Source organism: Limnohabitans sp. INBF002 (genome assembly GCF_027924905.1).
GTDB lineage: Bacteria > Pseudomonadota > Gammaproteobacteria > Burkholderiales > Burkholderiaceae_C > Limnohabitans.
The window spans coordinates 1,126,593-1,144,328 of record NZ_AP027055.1 but is presented as its reverse complement, the minus strand read 5'-3'; the positions used below and the strand labels follow the sequence as shown (position 1 = coordinate 1,144,328).

19 protein-coding genes are annotated in these 17,736 nt (G+C 57.5%); 9 read left to right on the top strand and 10 right to left on the bottom strand.

Going from position 1 to position 17,736, the window contains the following annotated elements; translation table 11 throughout:
* Window positions 1–48: 48 nt before the first annotated feature.
* The 4 genes from QMG15_RS05820 to QMG15_RS05805 all read left to right on the top strand — a co-directional run bounded on the left by QMG15_RS05820 (window position 49) and on the right by QMG15_RS05805 (window position 6,386).
* Entirely contained in the window at window positions 49–2,556 is a 2,508-nt protein-coding gene (locus tag QMG15_RS05820; protein WP_281789921.1) for a PAS domain-containing sensor histidine kinase, read from the top strand.
* 16 nt (window positions 2,557–2,572) lie between these two features.
* Window positions 2,573–3,199 carry a response regulator transcription factor gene (locus tag QMG15_RS05815; RefSeq protein ID WP_108358532.1) on the top strand — a complete coding sequence of 209 codons (627 nt, stop codon included), beginning with the start codon at window positions 2,573–2,575 and terminating at the stop codon, window positions 3,197–3,199.
* An 84-nt stretch (window positions 3,200–3,283) separates the two neighbouring features.
* On the top strand, window positions 3,284–4,144 hold the full coding sequence (gene folD, locus QMG15_RS05810) for a bifunctional methylenetetrahydrofolate dehydrogenase/methenyltetrahydrofolate cyclohydrolase FolD (RefSeq protein ID WP_281789920.1): 861 nt from the start codon (window positions 3,284–3,286) through the stop codon (window positions 4,142–4,144).
* 172 nt (window positions 4,145–4,316) lie between these two features.
* The gene (locus tag QMG15_RS05805; protein WP_281790088.1) at window positions 4,317–6,386 is read left to right on the top strand and encodes a M3 family metallopeptidase; all 2,070 of its coding nucleotides are present in this window, start codon (window positions 4,317–4,319) and stop codon (window positions 6,384–6,386) included.
* A 15-nt stretch (window positions 6,387–6,401) separates the two neighbouring features.
* Here QMG15_RS05805 and QMG15_RS05800 read toward each other — a convergent pair whose 3' ends face one another.
* Window positions 6,402–7,106, bottom strand: coding sequence for an SDR family NAD(P)-dependent oxidoreductase (locus QMG15_RS05800; protein WP_281789919.1), 705 nt, complete (start codon window positions 7,104–7,106; stop codon window positions 6,402–6,404).
* Window positions 7,103–7,813, bottom strand: coding sequence for a ribose-5-phosphate isomerase RpiA (rpiA, locus tag QMG15_RS05795; protein ID WP_281789918.1), 711 nt, complete (start codon window positions 7,811–7,813; stop codon window positions 7,103–7,105). The genes QMG15_RS05800 and rpiA overlap by 4 nt, the downstream gene beginning before the upstream one ends.
* Window positions 7,814–7,854: 41 nt before the next feature.
* On the opposite strand from rpiA, the gene QMG15_RS05790 reads away from it, so the two are divergent.
* The gene (locus QMG15_RS05790; protein ID WP_281789917.1) at window positions 7,855–8,937 is read left to right on the top strand and encodes a quinone-dependent dihydroorotate dehydrogenase; all 1,083 of its coding nucleotides are present in this window, start codon (window positions 7,855–7,857) and stop codon (window positions 8,935–8,937) included.
* A 58-nt stretch (window positions 8,938–8,995) separates the two neighbouring features.
* Here the strand turns inward: QMG15_RS05790 and QMG15_RS05785 are convergent, their stop codons facing one another.
* The 4 genes from QMG15_RS05785 to QMG15_RS05770 all read right to left on the bottom strand — a co-directional run bounded on the left by QMG15_RS05785 (window position 8,996) and on the right by QMG15_RS05770 (window position 11,987).
* Complete coding sequence (locus tag QMG15_RS05785; protein ID WP_108358528.1) at window positions 8,996–9,490, bottom strand: C40 family peptidase; 495 nt, start codon at window positions 9,488–9,490, stop codon at window positions 8,996–8,998.
* A 10-nt stretch (window positions 9,491–9,500) separates the two neighbouring features.
* Window positions 9,501–10,610 carry an NAD(P)/FAD-dependent oxidoreductase gene (locus tag QMG15_RS05780; RefSeq protein WP_281789916.1) on the bottom strand — a complete coding sequence of 370 codons (1,110 nt, stop codon included), beginning with the start codon at window positions 10,608–10,610 and terminating at the stop codon, window positions 9,501–9,503.
* A 114-nt stretch (window positions 10,611–10,724) separates the two neighbouring features.
* Window positions 10,725–11,270 carry a TIGR01841 family phasin gene (gene phaP / locus QMG15_RS05775; protein WP_108358526.1) on the bottom strand — a complete coding sequence of 182 codons (546 nt, stop codon included), beginning with the start codon at window positions 11,268–11,270 and terminating at the stop codon, window positions 10,725–10,727.
* Window positions 11,271–11,450: 180 nt separating this feature from the next.
* Window positions 11,451–11,987 (bottom strand): phospholipase D family protein, encoded by a 537-nt coding sequence (locus tag QMG15_RS05770; RefSeq protein WP_281789915.1) that lies wholly within the window; start codon window positions 11,985–11,987, stop codon window positions 11,451–11,453.
* 93 nt (window positions 11,988–12,080) lie between these two features.
* Here QMG15_RS05770 and QMG15_RS05765 point away from each other — a divergent pair, with 93 nt between their 5' ends.
* Both QMG15_RS05765 and QMG15_RS05760 read left to right on the top strand, forming a co-directional pair.
* The gene (locus QMG15_RS05765; protein WP_281789914.1) at window positions 12,081–13,301 is read left to right on the top strand and encodes an MFS transporter; all 1,221 of its coding nucleotides are present in this window, start codon (window positions 12,081–12,083) and stop codon (window positions 13,299–13,301) included.
* Window positions 13,302–13,311: 10 nt separating this feature from the next.
* Window positions 13,312–14,223: a 3'-5' exonuclease gene (locus tag QMG15_RS05760; protein ID WP_281789913.1), complete on the top strand. Its 912-nt coding sequence runs from the start codon at window positions 13,312–13,314 to the stop codon at window positions 14,221–14,223.
* Window positions 14,224–14,296: 73 nt separating this feature from the next.
* Here QMG15_RS05760 and QMG15_RS05755 read toward each other — a convergent pair whose 3' ends face one another.
* The 4 genes from QMG15_RS05755 to QMG15_RS05740 form a co-directional block, all read right to left on the bottom strand.
* Window positions 14,297–14,662: a hypothetical protein gene (locus tag QMG15_RS05755; RefSeq protein ID WP_281789912.1), complete on the bottom strand. Its 366-nt coding sequence runs from the start codon at window positions 14,660–14,662 to the stop codon at window positions 14,297–14,299.
* 63 nt (window positions 14,663–14,725) lie between these two features.
* Entirely contained in the window at window positions 14,726–15,106 is a 381-nt protein-coding gene (locus tag QMG15_RS05750) for an MAPEG family protein (protein ID WP_281789911.1), read from the bottom strand.
* Window positions 15,103–15,474: a hypothetical protein gene (locus tag QMG15_RS05745; RefSeq protein WP_281789910.1), complete on the bottom strand. Its 372-nt coding sequence runs from the start codon at window positions 15,472–15,474 to the stop codon at window positions 15,103–15,105. Before QMG15_RS05745 ends, QMG15_RS05750 begins: the two co-directional genes overlap by 4 nt.
* A gap of 38 nt (window positions 15,475–15,512) precedes the next feature.
* On the bottom strand, window positions 15,513–16,838 hold the full coding sequence (locus QMG15_RS05740) for an amidase (RefSeq protein WP_281789909.1): 1,326 nt from the start codon (window positions 16,836–16,838) through the stop codon (window positions 15,513–15,515).
* A gap of 67 nt (window positions 16,839–16,905) precedes the next feature.
* Here QMG15_RS05740 and QMG15_RS05735 point away from each other — a divergent pair, with 67 nt between their 5' ends.
* Together QMG15_RS05735 and QMG15_RS05730 are read left to right on the top strand one after the other, a co-directional pair.
* Window positions 16,906–17,319 (top strand): DUF393 domain-containing protein, encoded by a 414-nt coding sequence (locus QMG15_RS05735; protein WP_281789908.1) that lies wholly within the window; start codon window positions 16,906–16,908, stop codon window positions 17,317–17,319.
* A gap of 82 nt (window positions 17,320–17,401) precedes the next feature.
* Entirely contained in the window at window positions 17,402–17,677 is a 276-nt protein-coding gene (locus tag QMG15_RS05730; protein WP_108360067.1) for a hypothetical protein, read from the top strand.
* Window positions 17,678–17,736: the final 59 nt, after the last annotated feature.

Sequence of the window (17,736 nt, the reverse complement as noted above, 5' to 3'; positions counted from 1 at the left end):
ATAATTACCTGAAAGGTGCATTTCAAGGCAGACATAAACTCACCACACATGTCAAAAACATTGCCCACATCCCCTTTCAAGCAACTGATCGTCCGCTGGCGCCAGTGGTGGCGTCAGCAAACACCCAACCGACAAGACCGCTTCGCGTTCATCGCACCCCTGGCTGCCGTGGTGCTGTTCATGGCAGCGATCACGACGGCGTTTTGGTACTTGCGATACGAAGAAATCGTGCGCGAACAAGAGGTCGTGCGGCGTGACGTGGAGTACGCCCAACAACGCCTGCGCTTACGCTTGCTCGACAAACAAGAACAAATCATGCGCATGGCGCGTGACATTGCCAACAGGGAAACCGATAGCAAAGCTTTTTCTGGCGAAGCCCAAACTCTGTTAAACCAAAGTCCAGAGCTGGCTAGTTTGACGTGGCTCAACGCACGTCAACACGTGCATGCGTCTTATGCCAGTGCCAGCAACAACTCGACCATGAGTTTTCTGACGGGCAATCTCGTCACGCATACCGAAACGCTCAACACCTTCCATTTAGCGCGTGACTTGCAGCAACCTGTTTACTCGCAACCCATCATCGAAAAACGCGCCAATGCAGCGCCCTACACGCACCTGCAGCTGCAAGTGCCCATCGTCTCGCACAACAAATTTGAAGGCGTGTTGGTGGCCGAATACACGATGGACGGTATGTTGCGTTTTGCCGTGCCCAACGAAATAGCCAACCGTTACGCCGTGTCTTTTCGAGACGTCAACAACAACGTGCTGGCAGGCCAAGCCAACAAAGCGCGGCCCAAAGTGACCGAGGTGTTGCCTTGGCTCTTTCAAACCAACGAATACGAAGTGCCCATCACCCCCGTGGGTTACGCACTGTCACTGCATGCGCAGGCTTATCGGACGTCACAAGGTTTGATTGGCAACGGCGTGTTTTGGTTGGTCGCCGTGCTCAGCGCCATGACCGCTTGGATGCTGATTGGCACCTGGCGCCACACACGCCGCCGCGTGCAAGCGCAGCAGGCCTTGGTGGCCGAGACCAACTTTCGCCGTGCGATGGAAAACTCCATCCTCACCGGCATGCGTGCCATGGACCTCAAAGGCCGCATCACTTATGTGAATGCCGCGTTTTGCCAAATGACCGGTTGGACCGAAGACGAACTGGTGGGGCGTGTGCCCCCCTTCCCTTACTGGCCTGAAGAAGACCGTGAGACGCTGGAACAAAAACTCACACAAGAGCTGCAAGGCGACACCACAGCAAGCGGTTTTCAAGTGCGCGTGAAGCGCAAAAGTGGCGAAATATTTGATGCGCGTTTGTATGTGTCACCACTGGTAGATGCGCGCGGTCAACAAACGGGCTGGATGACGTCGATGACCGACATCACCGAGCCCAACCGCGTGCGCGAACAGCTCTCGGCCGCACATGACCGCTTCACCACGGTGCTTGAGGGCTTGGACGCCTCTGTATCCGTCGCGCCTCTGGGCAGCAAAGAGTTGCTGTTTGCCAACAAGCTATACCGCCAATGGTTTGCCACCACCACACAGGGGCACTTGAGCCTGGTCACACAAGCGGGGCAACCACGCACACTTGGCACAACCACCGCATCAGACGACGACAGCCAAGACCAAGACGATGGTTTGATGGGCTTACCCACCGAAGGCATCACCGAGACCAAAGCAGAGAACGCTGAAATTTTTCTGCCCGAGTTAGGCAAATGGCTGGAGGTGCGATCGCGCTACCTCAACTGGGTGGATGGCCGCTTGGCGCAAATGGTGATTGCATCAGATATCACGCCACGTCGCCAAGCTGAAGAGCAAGCGCAAATGCAAGCTGAGCGGGCACAGTCAGCCAGCCGTCTCATCACCATGGGCGAGATGGCGTCTAGCGTGGCACACGAGCTCAACCAGCCGCTGACCGCCATCAACAACTACTGCAGCGGCATGGTGTCTCGCATCAAAGCGAACAATTTGAACGAAGAAGAATTGCTCAAGGCTTTGGAGAAAACGGCGCACCAAGCACAGCGCGCAGGGCAAATCATCCAACGCATCCGTACGTTTGTGAAGCGCAGCGAACCCAACCGCACCCCCTCCGATGTGGGGGCCATGGTGAGTGAAGCCGTGGAATTGGCCGGCATCGAGATGCGCCGCCGCCAAGTACGCCTGACCCAAGTGCTTGCAGCACGACTGCCCGCCGTCAACGTGGACCCCATCTTGATTGAGCAAGTCCTCGTGAATTTGATGCGCAATGCGGCCGAGTCAATTGACCTGGCCCAACGCCCGCTGACGCAACGTGATGTGGAACTCAAAGTCTTGCCGCGCAACGAAGAAGGCCAGGCCGTGGTGGAGTTTTCGGTCACCGACACGGGGCGCGGTTTGCCGCCCGAGGTGATGGAGCGTTTGTTCGAAGCCTTCTTCTCCACCAAGTCTGAAGGCATGGGGATTGGCCTGAATTTGTGCCGCTCCATCGTCGAATCCCACCAAGGGAGGATGAAAGCGGAGAACCTCTACAATGGTGCAGATATCACGGGCTGCCGCTTTTCCTTCTGGATACCGGTCCGATAAGGTTGGAGTTTTTTTGATGAGCTTGATTCCCAAAAAAGGTACGGTCTACGTTGTGGACGACGACGAGGCCGTTCGCGACTCGTTGCAATGGTTGTTAGAGGGCAAGGACTACCGCGTTCGTTGCTTTGATTCAGCCGAAACATTTCTCAGCCGCTATGACCCACGCGAAGTGGCTTGTTTGATTGTTGACATCCGCATGGGTGGCATGACAGGCTTGGAGCTGCAAGACCGCTTGGTCGAACGCAAATCACCGTTGCCTATCGTGTTCATCACCGGCCACGGCGATGTGCCCATGGCCGTGGACACCATGAAAAAAGGTGCGATGGATTTCATCCAAAAGCCTTTTGACGAAACCGCTTTGGTGACCTTGGTGGAACGCATGTTGGCCCAAGCCACTGAGTCGTTTGCCGACTACCAACAAGCCGCCAGCCGCGACGCCTTGATGGCCAAGCTGACCACCCGCGAAGCCCAAGTGTTGGAGCGCATCGTGGCCGGTCGCTTGAACAAACAAATTGCAGACGACTTGGGCATCAGCATCAAAACCGTGGAAGCGCACCGCGCCAACATCATGGAAAAGCTCAATGCCAACACCGTGGCTGACTTGCTGAAAACCGCACTCGGACAAAACGCAGCCAAAGCCTAATCAGGCCGCACGTTTGCCAACCCCTTTAACGCCCGTGTCACACGGGCGTTTTCAATTCAACTTCTCCTCTGTATACACAAGACCATGACTGCACAACTCATCGACGGCAACGCCCTCTCCAAACAACTGCGCGCGCAAGTAGCCGCCGATACAGCAGCACTCAAAGCCCAAGGCCTCACACCCGGCTTGGCCGTGGTGTTGGTGGGTGACAACCCAGCCAGCCAGGTCTACGTGCGCAACAAGGTGAAGGCTTGCGAAGACGCGGGTCTGCACTCCGTGCTCGAAAAATACGAAGCCACCATGACCGAGACTGACTTGCTGGCCCGCGTGGAAGCGCTCAACAACGACCCTGCCATTCACGGCATCTTGGTGCAACTGCCCTTGCCTGCGAACATTGACGCGCAAAAGGTGATCGAAGCCATCAGCCCAGCCAAAGACGTGGATGGTTTTCACATCGCCAGCGCAGGCGCATTGATGACCGGCATGCCCGGTTTCTGGCCTTGCACGCCTTATGGCTGCATGAAGATGTTGGAGAGCATTGGTTACGACCTCAAGGGCAAACACGCCGTGGTGATTGGCCGCAGCAACATCGTGGGCAAACCCATGGCGCTGATGCTGCTGCAAAAAGACGCCACCGTGACGGTGGCCCACTCGCGCACCCAAAACCTCAAAGCGCTGACATTGCAAGCCGACGTCATCGTGGCAGCCGTGGGCAAGCGCAATGTGCTGACCGCCGACATGGTCAAGCCCGGCGCGGTGGTGCTCGACGTGGGCATGAACCGCAACGATGAAGGGAAGCTCTGCGGTGATGTGGACTTTGACGGTGTGAAAGAAGTGGCTGGCTACATCACCCCTGTGCCAGGTGGGGTTGGACCGATGACCATTACGATGCTTTTGGTCAACACCTTGGAATCGGCGCAACGCGCCTTATCTGAGAAGCATTGAACTTTTGTGTTCGTTGCGCGTTGATGCTCGCTCTGCCAAGCAGAGTGGCCAGCGCTTGCTGCGCTCCTCGCAAGCGAATGTCGCTGCATCAAGCGCTGGCCACTCTGCTTGGCGACGGGTTTCGGCAGGCTAAAAATTTCGGCCATCTATTTTTTGAAAGTTTTGCATGTCATTGAACAATCCGCTTCTCGACTTTTCGAATCACCCGCTGTTCGATGCCATCAAACCCGCGCACATTGCGCCTGCGCTCGATCAACTCCTGCCTGCAGCCGATGCAGCCTTAGAGCAAGTCACGGCAGCCGACTTCCCCGCCGAGTGGAAAGCGATTGCTGCCGCGCTCGATGTCGCCACCGAAAAACTCAGCCGCGCTTGGGGTGCTGTGAGCCATTTGCATTCGGTGGCTGACACGCCAGAGTTGCGTGCGGCCTACACAGAAGCGCTGCCGCGTGTGACTGAGTTCTACACACGCCTAGGCGCAGACGAGCGCTTGTATGCCAAGTACAAAGCCATCAACGTAGCCAGTTTGAATGCCGAGCAAAAACACGCCCACACCTTGGCCATGCGCAACTTTGTGCTGTCGGGTGCCGAGCTGGTGGGTGCCGCCAAAGAACGTTTTGCGGCCATCCAAGAACGCCAAGCCGAGGTGAGCCAAAAGTTCAGCGAAAACGTGCTCGACGCGACCGACCAATGGTCAGCCATCGTCACCACCGAAGAGTTGGCCGGTGTGCCAGACGACGTGTTGCAAACCACACGCGCTGCGGCTGAGAAGGATGGTGTGGCTGGCCATAAGTTGAATTTAAAAATGCCGTGCTACCTGCCCATCATGCAGTTTGCGCACAGCTCCGCCCTGCGTGAAAAGCTGTACCGCGCTTACGCCACACGCGCGTCTGACCAATCGGAAGCGGTGCAGAGCGGCAAAACCGAGCAAGACAACACGCCGTGGGTGAAAGAAATCTTGGCCTTGCGCCAAGAAGAAGCGCAGCTCTTGGGCTACGCCAACTACGCCGAGGTGTCGCTGGCCGCCAAGATGGCCCAGTCGCCCGCCGAGGTGATGGGCTTCTTGCGCGACCTCGCCAAACGCGCCCGCCCCTACGCTGAAAAAGACGTGGCCGAGATGCGCGCCTTTGCTGCCGAACACCTCAACCTGCAAGACCCACAGCCGTGGGACTGGACGTACATCGGCGAGAAGCTCAAAGAAGCGCGCTACGCCTTCAGCGAGCAAGAAGTCAAACCCTACTTCACGGCGCCCAAGGTGTTGGCGGGCTTGTTCAAAATTGTGGAGACGTTGTTTGAGGTGAGCATTCGCCGCGACCAGGCTCCTGTGTGGCACCCAGCTGTGGAGTTTTACCGCATTGAGCGCCACACCGAAGAAACACGCGCACGCGGCTTGCCGCCTGTGCTGGTGGGCCAGTTCTACCTCGACCCCGGCGCACGCGCAGGCAAACGCGGTGGCGCATGGATGGACGATGTGCGCGCCCGCTGGTTACGCCCCGACACAGGCGCGCTGCAAACGCCCGTCGCGCACCTCGTGTGCAACTTCGCCGAAGCCGTGGGCAACAAGCCCCCGCTGCTGACGCATGACGACGTGATCACCCTCTTCCACGAATGCGGCCACGGCTTGCACCACATGCTCACGCAAGTGAACGAGCGTGATGTGTCGGGCATCAGCGGCGTGGAGTGGGATGCGGTGGAGTTGCCCAGCCAGTTCATGGAAAACTTCTGTTGGGAGTGGCCCGTGTTGCGCCACATGACCGCGCACGTCGACACAGGCGAGCCTTTGCCACGCGCGTTGTTCGACAAAATGCTGGCCGCCAAAAACTTCCAAAGCGGTTTGCAAACGCTGCGCCAAATTGAGTTCTCGCTCGTGGACATGCTGCTGCACACCGACGGCGAGAAAGCGCAAGACTTCATGCAAGTGCTGCGCGATGTGCGCGCCGAAGTAGCCGTGTTGCAAAGCCCCGCGTGGGGCCGCACGCTGCACACCTTCAGCCACATCTTTGCAGGCGGTTACGCAGCCGGTTACTACAGCTACAAATGGGCCGAGGTGCTGAGCGCCGATGCCTATGCGGCGTTTGAAGAAACCGCCGACGCGAACGGCGAACCCAGCCTTGACACAGGCCGCCGCTACCGCGAAATGATTTTGGAAGTCGGCGGCAGCCGCCCTGCGATGGAATCGTTCAAAGCCTTCCGAGGCCGTGAGCCTCAGCTCGACGCGTTGCTGCGTCACCAAGGCATGGCCTAAGCGCCAACCGCGCTTTCACCAAGGAATCGCCTCACCTTTGTAGTCCACAAAGTGCGCGGCGGCTTGTGCAGGCAAGGCATCCAAAGCCTTCAGCAAACCTGCCACCGATTGCGCGGGTGTGAGGCAGTCTTTCGCAGGCACAAACGGCGCAGACAAATCAGACGCTACCGTCCCCGGCTGCATGGCGGCCACCACCAGTTGCGGGCGTTTGCGGGCCGCTTCAATCGCAGCAGTTTGCAGCACCATGTTCAAGGCAGCTTTGGCAGCGCGGTAGCCGTACCAACCCCCTTTGCGGTTGTCGCTGATGCTGCCCACACGGGCCGACAGCTTGGCGTAAATGCTGCGCTGCTCGTTGGCCATCAAGGGCATGAAGTGTTTGAGCAACAACGCGGGGCCAATGGTGTTGACTTCAAACGCACGGGCCAGTTGTGCGGCGTTGAGTGCACCCATGTGTTTTTCTGGGCCCTTCCCGTCGATCGTGAGCGCGCCCGTGGCATCGATGATGAGGTGAAACGGCCCTTGCGATTGGGCCACAAGCGCAGCCACCGCAGCGGCCATGCTGGCCTCGTCTTCCAAGCGAAATGCGGGTTGTGAGTGACGCGACAGGCTCACCACGTCGGCGCATGCAGGGTCGGCCTGTAAGGCCTCCACAAACGCCGCCCCGAGTGCCCCCGCGGCACCCAGCACCAACGCGCGGTAGGACGGCCCTAGACTTTTCAAAACGTCAGCGTCTTCACGCCCGTCGACGTGCCCAACAAACACACCTGCGCTTTTTGGTGAGCAAACACACCCACCGTCACCACGCCCGGCCATTGGCTGACGTCGGTTTCAAACTGCAGGGGATCGGTGATTTTCAAGCCCGTCACATCGACGATGTGTTGGCCGTTGTCGGTCACCAAAGGTTGGCCATCTTTCAAACGCACCTTGGCGCTGCCGCCCATCGCGGCGAACTGGCGCATCACACGCGCGGTGGCCATGGGAATAACTTCCACGGGCAAGGGGAACGCGCCCAGCGCATCGACCAGCTTGCTCTCATCCGCAATGCACACAAACATCTTGGATTGCGCCGCCACAATTTTTTCGCGCGTCAACGCAGCGCCGCCGCCCTTCACCATATTCCCTTGGTGGTCGATTTCGTCGGCACCGTCGATGTAGACAGACAGGCTTTCCACCTCTGCCGCTTCAAACACCTTAATACCAAGGGCTTGCAGGCGTTCGGTGGAGGCGACCGAGCTCGACACGGCGCCTTTGATTTGGTCCTTCATGGTGCCCAAGGCGTCGATGAATTTGTTGACGGTAGAGCCCGTGCCCACGCCCACCACCTCGCCAGGCACCACGTATTGCAAGGCAGCTTGGCCCACCAAGGTTTTCAATTCATCTTGAGACAAAGGTGCGGCTTGGGTCGACGTGTTCGTGGGCGTATTCATGGGCGAAAATCCGAGGGTTCTATAAAAGCTTGAGATTATCCATGTCGTTGTTGCCTTACTCCCTCGCCCGCCCTTTTCTGTTCGCCATGGATGCGGAAACCGCCCATGAGCACACGCTGGCCATGTTGGCCCGCACGCAAAACACACCGCTGGCTTGGGCGTACTGCCAAACCCGCGTGCAAGACCCCGTTCAACTGGCTGGCCTGAGCTTTCCCAACCGTGTGGGCTTGGCCGCAGGTTTGGACAAAAACGCCCACTGCATCGACGGCTTGGCCGCAATGGGTTTTGGTTTTGTCGAAGTGGGCACCGTCACCCCAAAAGGCCAGCCGGGCAACCCCAAGCCGCGCATGTTCCGCTTACCCGAGGCCAATGCGTTGATCAACCGCTTGGGCTTCAACAACGAAGGCTTGGATGCCTTCTTGGCCAATGTGAAGTTGGCGAAGTTCCGCAGTGAGTCAGGAAAGAAAGGTGCGGGCACGCCCATGCTCTTGGGCCTGAACATCGGCAAAAACGCCGCCACCCCCATCGAGAACGCAGCCGACGACTACCTGATTTGCCTAGACGGCGTGTACCCACACGCCGACTACGTGACGGTGAACATCTCCAGCCCCAACACCAAAAACCTGCGCGAACTGCAAAGCGACGAAGCGCTGGATGCGCTGATTGGCACACTCGCCAAACGCCGCGCTGAGTTGGCCAAACAGCACAACAAGCAAGTGCCCGTGTTCATCAAGATCGCGCCTGATTTGGACAGCGACCAAATCGCGGTGATTGCGGCCACCTTGAAGCGCCACTGTGTGCACGAAGGCACGCCATCTTGGGGCGTCATTGCCACAAATACAACGATTGCCCGCGATGCGGTGCAAGGCATGGCGCACGCCGATGAAACTGGCGGTCTCTCAGGCGCGCCCGTGTTTGAGAAAAGCAATGCAGTCATTCGCCAGTTGCGCGCCGCGATGGGCCCCAACTTCCCCATCATCGGCGTGGGCGGCATTTTGAGCGGCGCCGATGCGGTAGCCAAAATCAAAGCAGGTGCGGACGTGGTGCAGATTTACACCGGCCTCATTTACAAAGGCCCCGCGCTGGTGAAAGAAGCGGCGCTGGCTATTCGCGATCAGGCCTAAACAGGCTGAAAAATCGAACCGAGGCTTGCAGCTTGGGTGCGACAGCCCAAACCCAGCTTCAAGCAAAAACAGTGCGGTAGCCTTCAAAGCGTTTGGACCAATACACATGGTTCAAACGCTCGGTTTTCACGCCCGTTTTTTCATTGGCGGCATGCACAAACTTGCCCGAGCCAATGTAGATGCCCACATGCGAAAACGCGCTGCCCAGCGTGTTGAAAAACACCAAATCACCGGGGTGGGCTTGCGCAGGCTCCACGGGTTTGGCCACTTCTGCCATTTGCGCTGCGCTGCCCTTGAGCGGGATGCCGGCAGACTCTTTGTAGACAAAACTCACCAAGCCCGAACAGTCAAACCCCGTGTGCAGTTTTTTGCCACCGTAGGTGTAGCCACGGTCCAGCATGGCCACCGCCTGCATGACGATGTCCTGTCGCTTGGCGGGGTTGTTGGGGTAGTTTTGCGATGTCGCTGCTGTCGAAGCCGGTTGACGCGACGAGGTCGAGCAAGCAAACAAAAGCGGCGTGATGCAAACGCCAAGAAACAAGCGTTTATTCATACCCACGACTTTACTGCAAGGCCTGGAGCACCGCATCCCCGATGGCAAGCGCGCTGGTCAATCCGGGCGACTCAATGCCGAACAAGTTCACCAACCCCTTCACGCCATGCACGGCGGGGCCTTGGATACAAAAGTCAGCGGCGGCCTCGTGAGGGCCAGAAATTTTGGGGCGAATGCCCGCATAGCCTGCTTGCAACGCACCATCACCCAGGGCTGGCCAATACTTGCGCACCTCGTTGTAAAACACTTGCTCGTGTTCAGCGGACACCAGCAGATCATCCGGGCGATCGACCCACTGCACATCAGGGCCAAATTTGGCTTGACCACCCAGATCGAGGGTCAAATGCACACCCAAACCGGCAGCTTCAGGCACGGGGTAAATCAAATGTGAAAACGGCGATTTGCCCGAGAGCGTGAAGTAGTTGCCCTTGGCAAAGTAAGCCTGCGGCACATGCTGCGCAGCCAAGCCTTCAAAGTGTTTCGCCAGCCAAGGGGCGGTCAACCCCGCTGCATTCACCACTGTTTGCGCCAACAACTCAGAACCGTCGGCCATGCGCACCACGATGCCGTCGTCGCGGCACACGGCTGAAGCCACGGGCGAATTCAACGCCACGATGCCACCTGCATTTTCAAAATCACCTTGCAGGCTCAGCATCAAACCGTGGCTGTCCACAATGCCCGTGCTGGGCGAATGTAAGGCCGCCACGCACGACAGCGCGGGCTCCATCGCTTGTGCCTGTTCGGCGCTGAGCATCACCACATCGGTCACGCCATTGGCATGAGCCTTTTGCAAAAGGGCATCAAGTGCAGGCAGCTGATCGACGTGGGTAGCCACAATCAATTTGCCGCAGCGCTGGTGCGACACGCCGCGCTCTGTGGCGTAGGCGTACAAACGGTCACGGCCTTGCACGCACAACTGCGCTTTGAGCGAGCCCTGCGGGTAATAAATGCCAGCGTGAATGACTTCGCTGTTGCGCGAGCTGGTGCCTGTGCCAATCGCATCAGCTGCTTCGAGCACCAACCACTCTCGGGCTGTTTCAGGTGCGGCTTGAATCAAGGCACGCGCCGTAGCCAAGCCCACCACACCTGCGCCAATCACCACACCGTCCACTTTATCCACCGCTGCTCTCCTGTGTTTTGACCCAATATTAGAACCTGTTCGTCAACACCCAAGCACATACGAAAAACGGCTCCCGAAGGAGCCGTTTCAGAGGTCTTGGAGACCCTTAAAAAATTAACGCTTCTTAGCAGCAGGCTTTGCTGTTTTCAAAGCTGTCTCAGCCAAGTTTTTGTAGTTGGCTTCAGCCACGTCTGTGGCTTGCTTGACTGCTTTTTGCACAGATTCCAAGGCGTTGTTGCCAGCGGACACGGCAGTTTTGAAAGCGGCGACAGCAGCTTCAGAACCAGCAGGTGCGTTTTTGGCAGCGTTGTCCACCATGGCGTGGAAAGCTTTTTGAGCTTCAGCCACTTTGGATTCCAAGTGACCTTGGAAGTGTGAACCTGTACCTGTTGCGATTTCAACCAAATGACGGTTGTAAGCGACTGCTTTTTCAGCCAAAGGCTGGAACAGGCTCGCTTGCAAAGCCAACAACTCTTGCGCGTCTTTCACGCTCAAAGCGGCGTTGGTTTGTTTTTGTGAATCAGCCAAAGTGCTTTTAGCAGCGGCCAAGTTCAACTCGATGAGTTGTTCCACGCCAGAGAACGCTTTGTTGGTCAAACCAACCAAAGTTTCCAAGTTTGCTTTGTTGGCGGCGATCACTTGTTCAGGGGTCAAAGTCATGTCAAATCTCCAAAATATTAAAAGGGATGGTCAAACTGCTCTGAACCCTGCCCGTTGGCTAAAGTTATGTTGCAGTGCAGCATGAGACGTATTCTAAAGACAAGTGCAGCTTTGACAAGCGTTTTGCGCCGAAATGGTGCGCTTTTAGAGCTGGCAGACTAAATCCGCGTTTGCAAGCCCTTATTCCACGCTGTGTTCCCAATGGTTTTGCCACTGAAGCTTGTACTTCTGAGCCAGTTCGTCAGACTTCAAAACCAGAAAGTTCTCCGCGTTTCGCGATGCCGCCGAATTGGTGAAATTAAAGCTGCCGGTGATGACGATGGCCTCATCAATCACCATCACTTTGTTGTGCGCGATGGCGTGTTTGCCATCTTGGCGTAACTCAATTTGCGAGTGGGCCAGCACACGCATCACATAGCCGTTGGAGGTTTGGCTCTTTTTATCCAACAACACACGCACCGCCACACCACGCTGGTGTGCCCGCACCAATGCTTGGGCAATGGCGTTGTGCGTGAACCCATAAGCCTGCACCAGCACCTCGTGCTCGCTGCCATCAATGGCTTGGACAATGGCAGCGGCGGCATCGGTGGGCGGTGTGAAGTAAACCCCCAACACCTCCACCTGCATGCCCGTGGAGGCCTGGCTTGCCACAGCGGGCGTGGCAAGCGCTACCGACACGCCCAGCCACAGGGCACTCAAAATGACGAACTTCTTCATGGTCGAAATGCTAAACCGCAAAAGTCACATTTATTACTTTTAGCGTTTATTTGATTAATTCAATAAACACCCGCATAGTAAAGTCGAGACGCTTTGAAGTCCCACTCACATCCCCCATCCCACGCGTTAACGCCCAGCACCCGCCGAGCGATTTTTTTGTTGTCCTTGGCGACGTTCTCGAGCATGTCCGTGCAACGCATTTGCGACCCCATGCTGCCCGAGCTGTCGCGCGTCTTTGCTGCACCTATCAGCGAGGTCTCACAAGTCATCTCGTTTTTCGCCATCGCCTACGGCTTGATGCAATTGTTTTACGGCCCTGTGGGTGACCGCTTTGGCAAGTACCGTGTGGTCATGCTGGCAACCATCGGTTGCAGTGTGGGTTGCACGTTGTCGGCGCTGAGTTCTGATTTGTCATTTCTCGTGGCTGCACGCGTGGGCACAGCACTCACCGCGGCGGCCATCATTCCGCTCTCGCTGGCTTGGGTGGGCGATGTGGTGCATTACGAACAGCGGCAAGAAACTTTGGCCCGAGTCGGTTTGGGCACCATGCTGGGCATCACAGCGGGTCAGTTGTTTGGCGGTTTGCTGACGGATACGCTGGGCTGGCGTTGGGCTTTTGTACTGATGGCCGCCACGTTTGCCACCGTCAGCTTTTTGCTGTGGCAACAGCTCAAACATTTAGAACCCGTTGCACGCCATGCACACGCACCGGCAGGTTTTTTCAGGCAACTCAAACAAGTGGCCGGCGACGCATGGGCCCGCACGCTGCTAGGCATTGCGCTGGTTGAAGGGGCCATGATTTTTGGTTTATTGGCCGTCACCGCATCTCATTTGCACCAGATGCACCACATTTCGCTCACGCTGGCGGGTGGCACCACGGCGCTGTTTGGTTTGGGCGGCATGGCTTATATGGGAGCGGCCAAATATGTCATTCGCCGCTTTGGGGAAGTGGGTTTGGCGCGCTATGGGGCTTTGTATTTTGGCTTGGCATTTTTGATCATTGCGTTTGGCCCTTGGTGGCAACTGGCCCTGCCTTCTTGCTTTGTGGCGGGCTTTGGCTTTGCCATGTTTCACAACACCATGCAGGCCAAGGCCACACAAATGGTGCCGACCGCACGCGGTACAGGCGTGACGCTGTTTGCCGGTTTTTTGTTTTTAGGTCAATCGCTGGGCGTGTTGGTGCTGGCCGCTCTGCTCGGTCACTTCAACTCCAGTCATGTACTGGGTGCGGTGGGTCTGGGCGTGGTGCTGTTGGGTGTTTTTTTTGCACATGCCATTGCCAAGCGCAACGCCACGCAGGCGGACCACGCTTAACATTAGCCCCATGACACAAGATATCGAACAACTCGCCCAACAACTCGAACAACACCCTGACTACCGCGTGCTGCGCCGCCTCGTGCCGGGCCGTGTGTTCAACACCCCTGCACCAGGCCAAAAACTCAGCAAAGGCATCGTGCTCGACACCGAGACCACAGGCTTTGACGTGGCCACAGACCGCGTGATTGAACTGGGCATGTTGGCCTTTGAATTCGACGCTGTCACAGGCGTGGTCTACCGTGTCAGCGAGGTGTTCGACGAGCTGGAGGACCCCGGTTTTGCCATTCCCCCCGCCTCGATTGCGGTGCACCACATCACCGACGAGATGGTGCAAGGCCAACGCATTGACGACGCCCGCGTGGCTGAGTTTTTGAAAAATGCCGACGTGGTCATTGCCCACAATGCCGCGTTTGACCGCCCATTCGTCGAAGCCCGCTGGCCGATGTTTGAGCAACTCAACTGGGCTTGCAGCATCAAAGACATCGACTGGCGTGAAGAAGGTTTTGGCTCGGCCAAGCTGGAGTATTTGCTCAGCACCCAAGGCTACTTCTACGAAGCCCACCGCGCTGAAGCCGATTGTTGGGCGCTGCTAGAGCTGCTCAACCAAGTGCTGCCGCAAAGCCAACAAACCGCCCTGCTCGCCGTGCTGTTGACCTTGAACAAGCCACAGCAAAAGGTGTACGCCATCAACTCGCCGTTTGAGACCAAAGACAAACTCAAAGCGCGCAACTACCGCTGGTCTGCCGAGCTGCGCTGCTGGAGCCGTGTGGTGGCAGGCGATGCTGAGATGAAACAAGAGTTGGAATGGCTCAAACACCATGTGTACGCAGGCCGCAGCGCGCGCGTGGAACTAGAAACCACAGGCGGCAAAGTGCGCTACTCAAACCGCTTAGGCAACAAAGAAGTCGTCACGCTCTAAACACGTGATGTAAGCGCTTCGATGAAGCGAATGACGCGCAATAAAAAAGCCGGGCTAGCCCGGCTTTTTTGTTTTAGTAGTTCACAGGTTGCCAAGGCACTTGGCAGCTGGGGACGTTGGGGTAGTACTGCTGCGCGGTAGGGCAGAAATACGCCACACGGCTGGGCGGTGCATATTGCTGTTGCACCACCACCGTTTGCGGTACCGCATAGCTGGGAGTGCTAGCGGCGTAAATCACGCTGCCCACCAAAGCGGCACCCAAGACGGGGGCTAACCAATAGTTGCTCGAACCACGGTAGTGCCCACCGTAGCCACCGTAGCTTCCATGAGCACCGTGATAACCGCCATGCCCGCCGCCGTGCCCACGGCCATCCGCTTGCGCGGGCAAGACCACGGCAAAGGCCAATAAACAGGCAAACAAGGTAGAAATGCGTTTCATAGAAGACTCACTTTGTGAAAAGGTAGCTCTACAACGCGCGGCACTTGCAAACGGATGACAGCTTTACAAACCCAAGGCTGCAGCAAACAAACCCACCACACTCAGCAGGCCCACCAACCAGCACAAAGAACGCAAGCTGGCTTTGTCGGTCACGTAGCAAACAATGAAGCCCACGCGCGCTGCCACAAACACAAACGCGTACAAATCAATGCGAGCGGCATCCACCTGCGCCAAGGTGGCAATGATCACGCCCGCCGCAAACAGTGGAAATGACTCAAAACTGTTGGCCTGTGCTGCATTCGCGCGCGCACGAAAACCCGTTTGCTGTGCCAACCATTGGCGTGGGTTGTGGTTGTCAAATTTTTGAAACCCCCACTTCGCGACCATGGCACACACATAGGGGAGCAAACCCGCAATCAAAACGCACAAAAAAGCTTTGTTCATCGCAGCACCACCATCCAAGGTGTCGGACAGGTTTGCACCACAGGGAAGTACTGACCAGAGTCACGGCAGTAATACGCCTCCACAGGCGCTTGGACGGGTTGGCCGTTCACCCACTGAGTAGGCTGCGGGTTGTTGAGCACCACGGCCGGTGGACTGGTGATGATGACGGTAGACGGCTGCACAGGGCGCGACAAATAAATAGACGTGCCCACTATCGCACCGCCGACCAAAGCAGGCCCCCACCAAAAATCGCCACCGCCACGGTAGTACCCACCCCGATACCCACCGTGCGGGCCGTGGGCCAACGCAGTGGAGGCACTTGCTGCCAACAACACGCCTAAAGCCAATGCGCGAAATTTAGAAGTCATACATCGCTCTCTTTCTCTCTCGGTGCGGCCATTGTGGTCTAGCTGTGTAAAGAATTCATTAAGTTTTCCAAAGCCAGTGCCACGCGCGCCAGATGCGCGTCTTGTCCCGCAAGGGATGACACCATCAAGCCCACAGGCAGTTCACCCGCCTCGTGACAGGGCAAACTCCAAGCGCAACCGTCCATGTAATTGATGGCCGATGGGTTGCGCAGCAACAAGCGATTGACTTTGAAAAACGCCTCATCGTCTTCGAGCAAAGGCTCAATCAACGGGGCCACCATCGGCACCGTGGGGCACAGCATGGCATCAAAACCGTGCAGGGTTTTCTGGGCCTCCGCTATCCACGCATGGCGGCGGTTGTGCAGCGCTAGGTAGTCTTGTGCGGTAATGCCACTGCCCAGCGTCATGCGAGCCACCACGCGTGGGTCAATTTGGTTGGCGCCACGCGCTAAGCGTGCGTGGTGTGCGGCATAGCCCTCGATCGGTGAAAAGCCACCGGGCATGCTGAGTGCGGCGATGTCACCCAATGCGTTGAAAGGTATCTCCACCACGTGTGCGCCCGCCTCGGCAATGCGGCGCAAGGTGCGTGTAAAGGCCTGGGCCACGGTGGCATCCACATCGTCCATCATCAAAGTTTGCGGCACGGCAAAGCGCAGTCCGCGCAAGTTGACGGCATCCGTAGGTAATGGCTGCTGCGACATCACCGCGTCCACCGCCAAACACGCGCGCACCGAGCGGGCGATGCTGCCCACCGTGTCTAGCGTGCGCGAGAGCTCCATCACACCCGTGCAGGGAATGCGCGCTTGTGTGCTTTTGTAGCCCACCAAACCACACAAAGCTGCGGGGATGCGGATAGAGCCGCCCGTGTCTGTGCCAATGCCCACCTCAGCCAAACCCAACGCGACCGACACGGCCGCACCTGACGACGACCCACCGGGCACGCGCGCATGCGCTGGGTCAGCGGGGTTCACCGGCGTGCCGTGGTGCGGGTTGATGCCCACACCCGAAAAAGCAAACTCACTCATGTTGGTTTTACCCAGCACCACGGCGCCTGCATCGCGCAAGCGTTGCACCACGGGTGCATCGTGCTGTGCAGGCGCTTCACCAGCACACACCACACCACCCGCCATCGTGGTTTCGCCCGCCACGTCGAAATTGTCTTTGAGAGTGATGCACACGCCGTGCAATGCGCCTAGGCTGCGACCTGCTTGTGTTTGCGCATCACAGTGCTCGGCAGTGGCACGCGCCACGTCGGCGTAGCGCTGCGTGAACACGTGTTGTGCGGCGGGGCTGGCTGCAGCTTCTAACGCCTGCGCCACGCGTTGCGCGGCGGGTGTGTGTGTGTCAAAACTCGTTTGGATCATGCGGTGAATTCTGCCCGATTACCCTTTGATCAGCCCTCCTCGACGCAGCCGTGCTAGCCTTACATCCATGCAACAGACACACGCCAGCGCCGCCCCTGAACTCACGCTGTATTACGACGGCCAATGCCCGCTGTGCGTGGCCGAAGTGGAATTTTTGCAAAGCCGTAACGCGCAAGGTCAGTTGGCGTTTGTAGACGTAACCCAAACCGGTTTTGAAGCCGCAGGCCACAACATCTCATGCGAAGCCGCCATGGCGCAGATTCATGGCCGCACCGCCGATGGACAAGTGCTGGTGGGCGTGCCCGTGTTTGCCACCGCCTACAAACTCGCCAAGCTACCCGTTTTGGCCTGGGTTTTATCGCGCCACTGGCTCATGCCCGTGCTGCAGCCGGCCTATGTGTTGTTCGCCAAACACCGCCAAGCCATCTCTCGGCGCATTGGACCAGGCGTTTTGCGGCTCTCGAAGCGTTTTTTGAAGTGAATTTTGAGGTTTTTAAGGGCGGCTGCGCGGATCGGTTGATAAATTTGCGAAAATACCGTCTTTGCCCCGAGAACTAAAACGAATGTCACGCCCAGAAAAAACAGAAATCTCCAACGATGGTTTGCGCTACAAGTCAAAAAAGGGCGGTTCACCATTCGAAGGCCTTGGCCGCACTGGCGACACCATGAGCTGCATCAAGTGCGGCGTTCACAAGCCCCGCAACAACGGTTCTTTCAAACGCATCTTGGGTTCATCCATGTTTGTGTGCTTCGACTGCAGCCCTCCCAAGAAAGAGGCTGACCCAGCAGCCGCAGCGGCGACCCCAGTGGCAGCAACCAAAGAAAAAGCCAAAGCTTAAATCTTGGCACCCACAAAAAAGCGGCTCATTGAGCCGCTTTTTTATTTCGAAGACGCCAC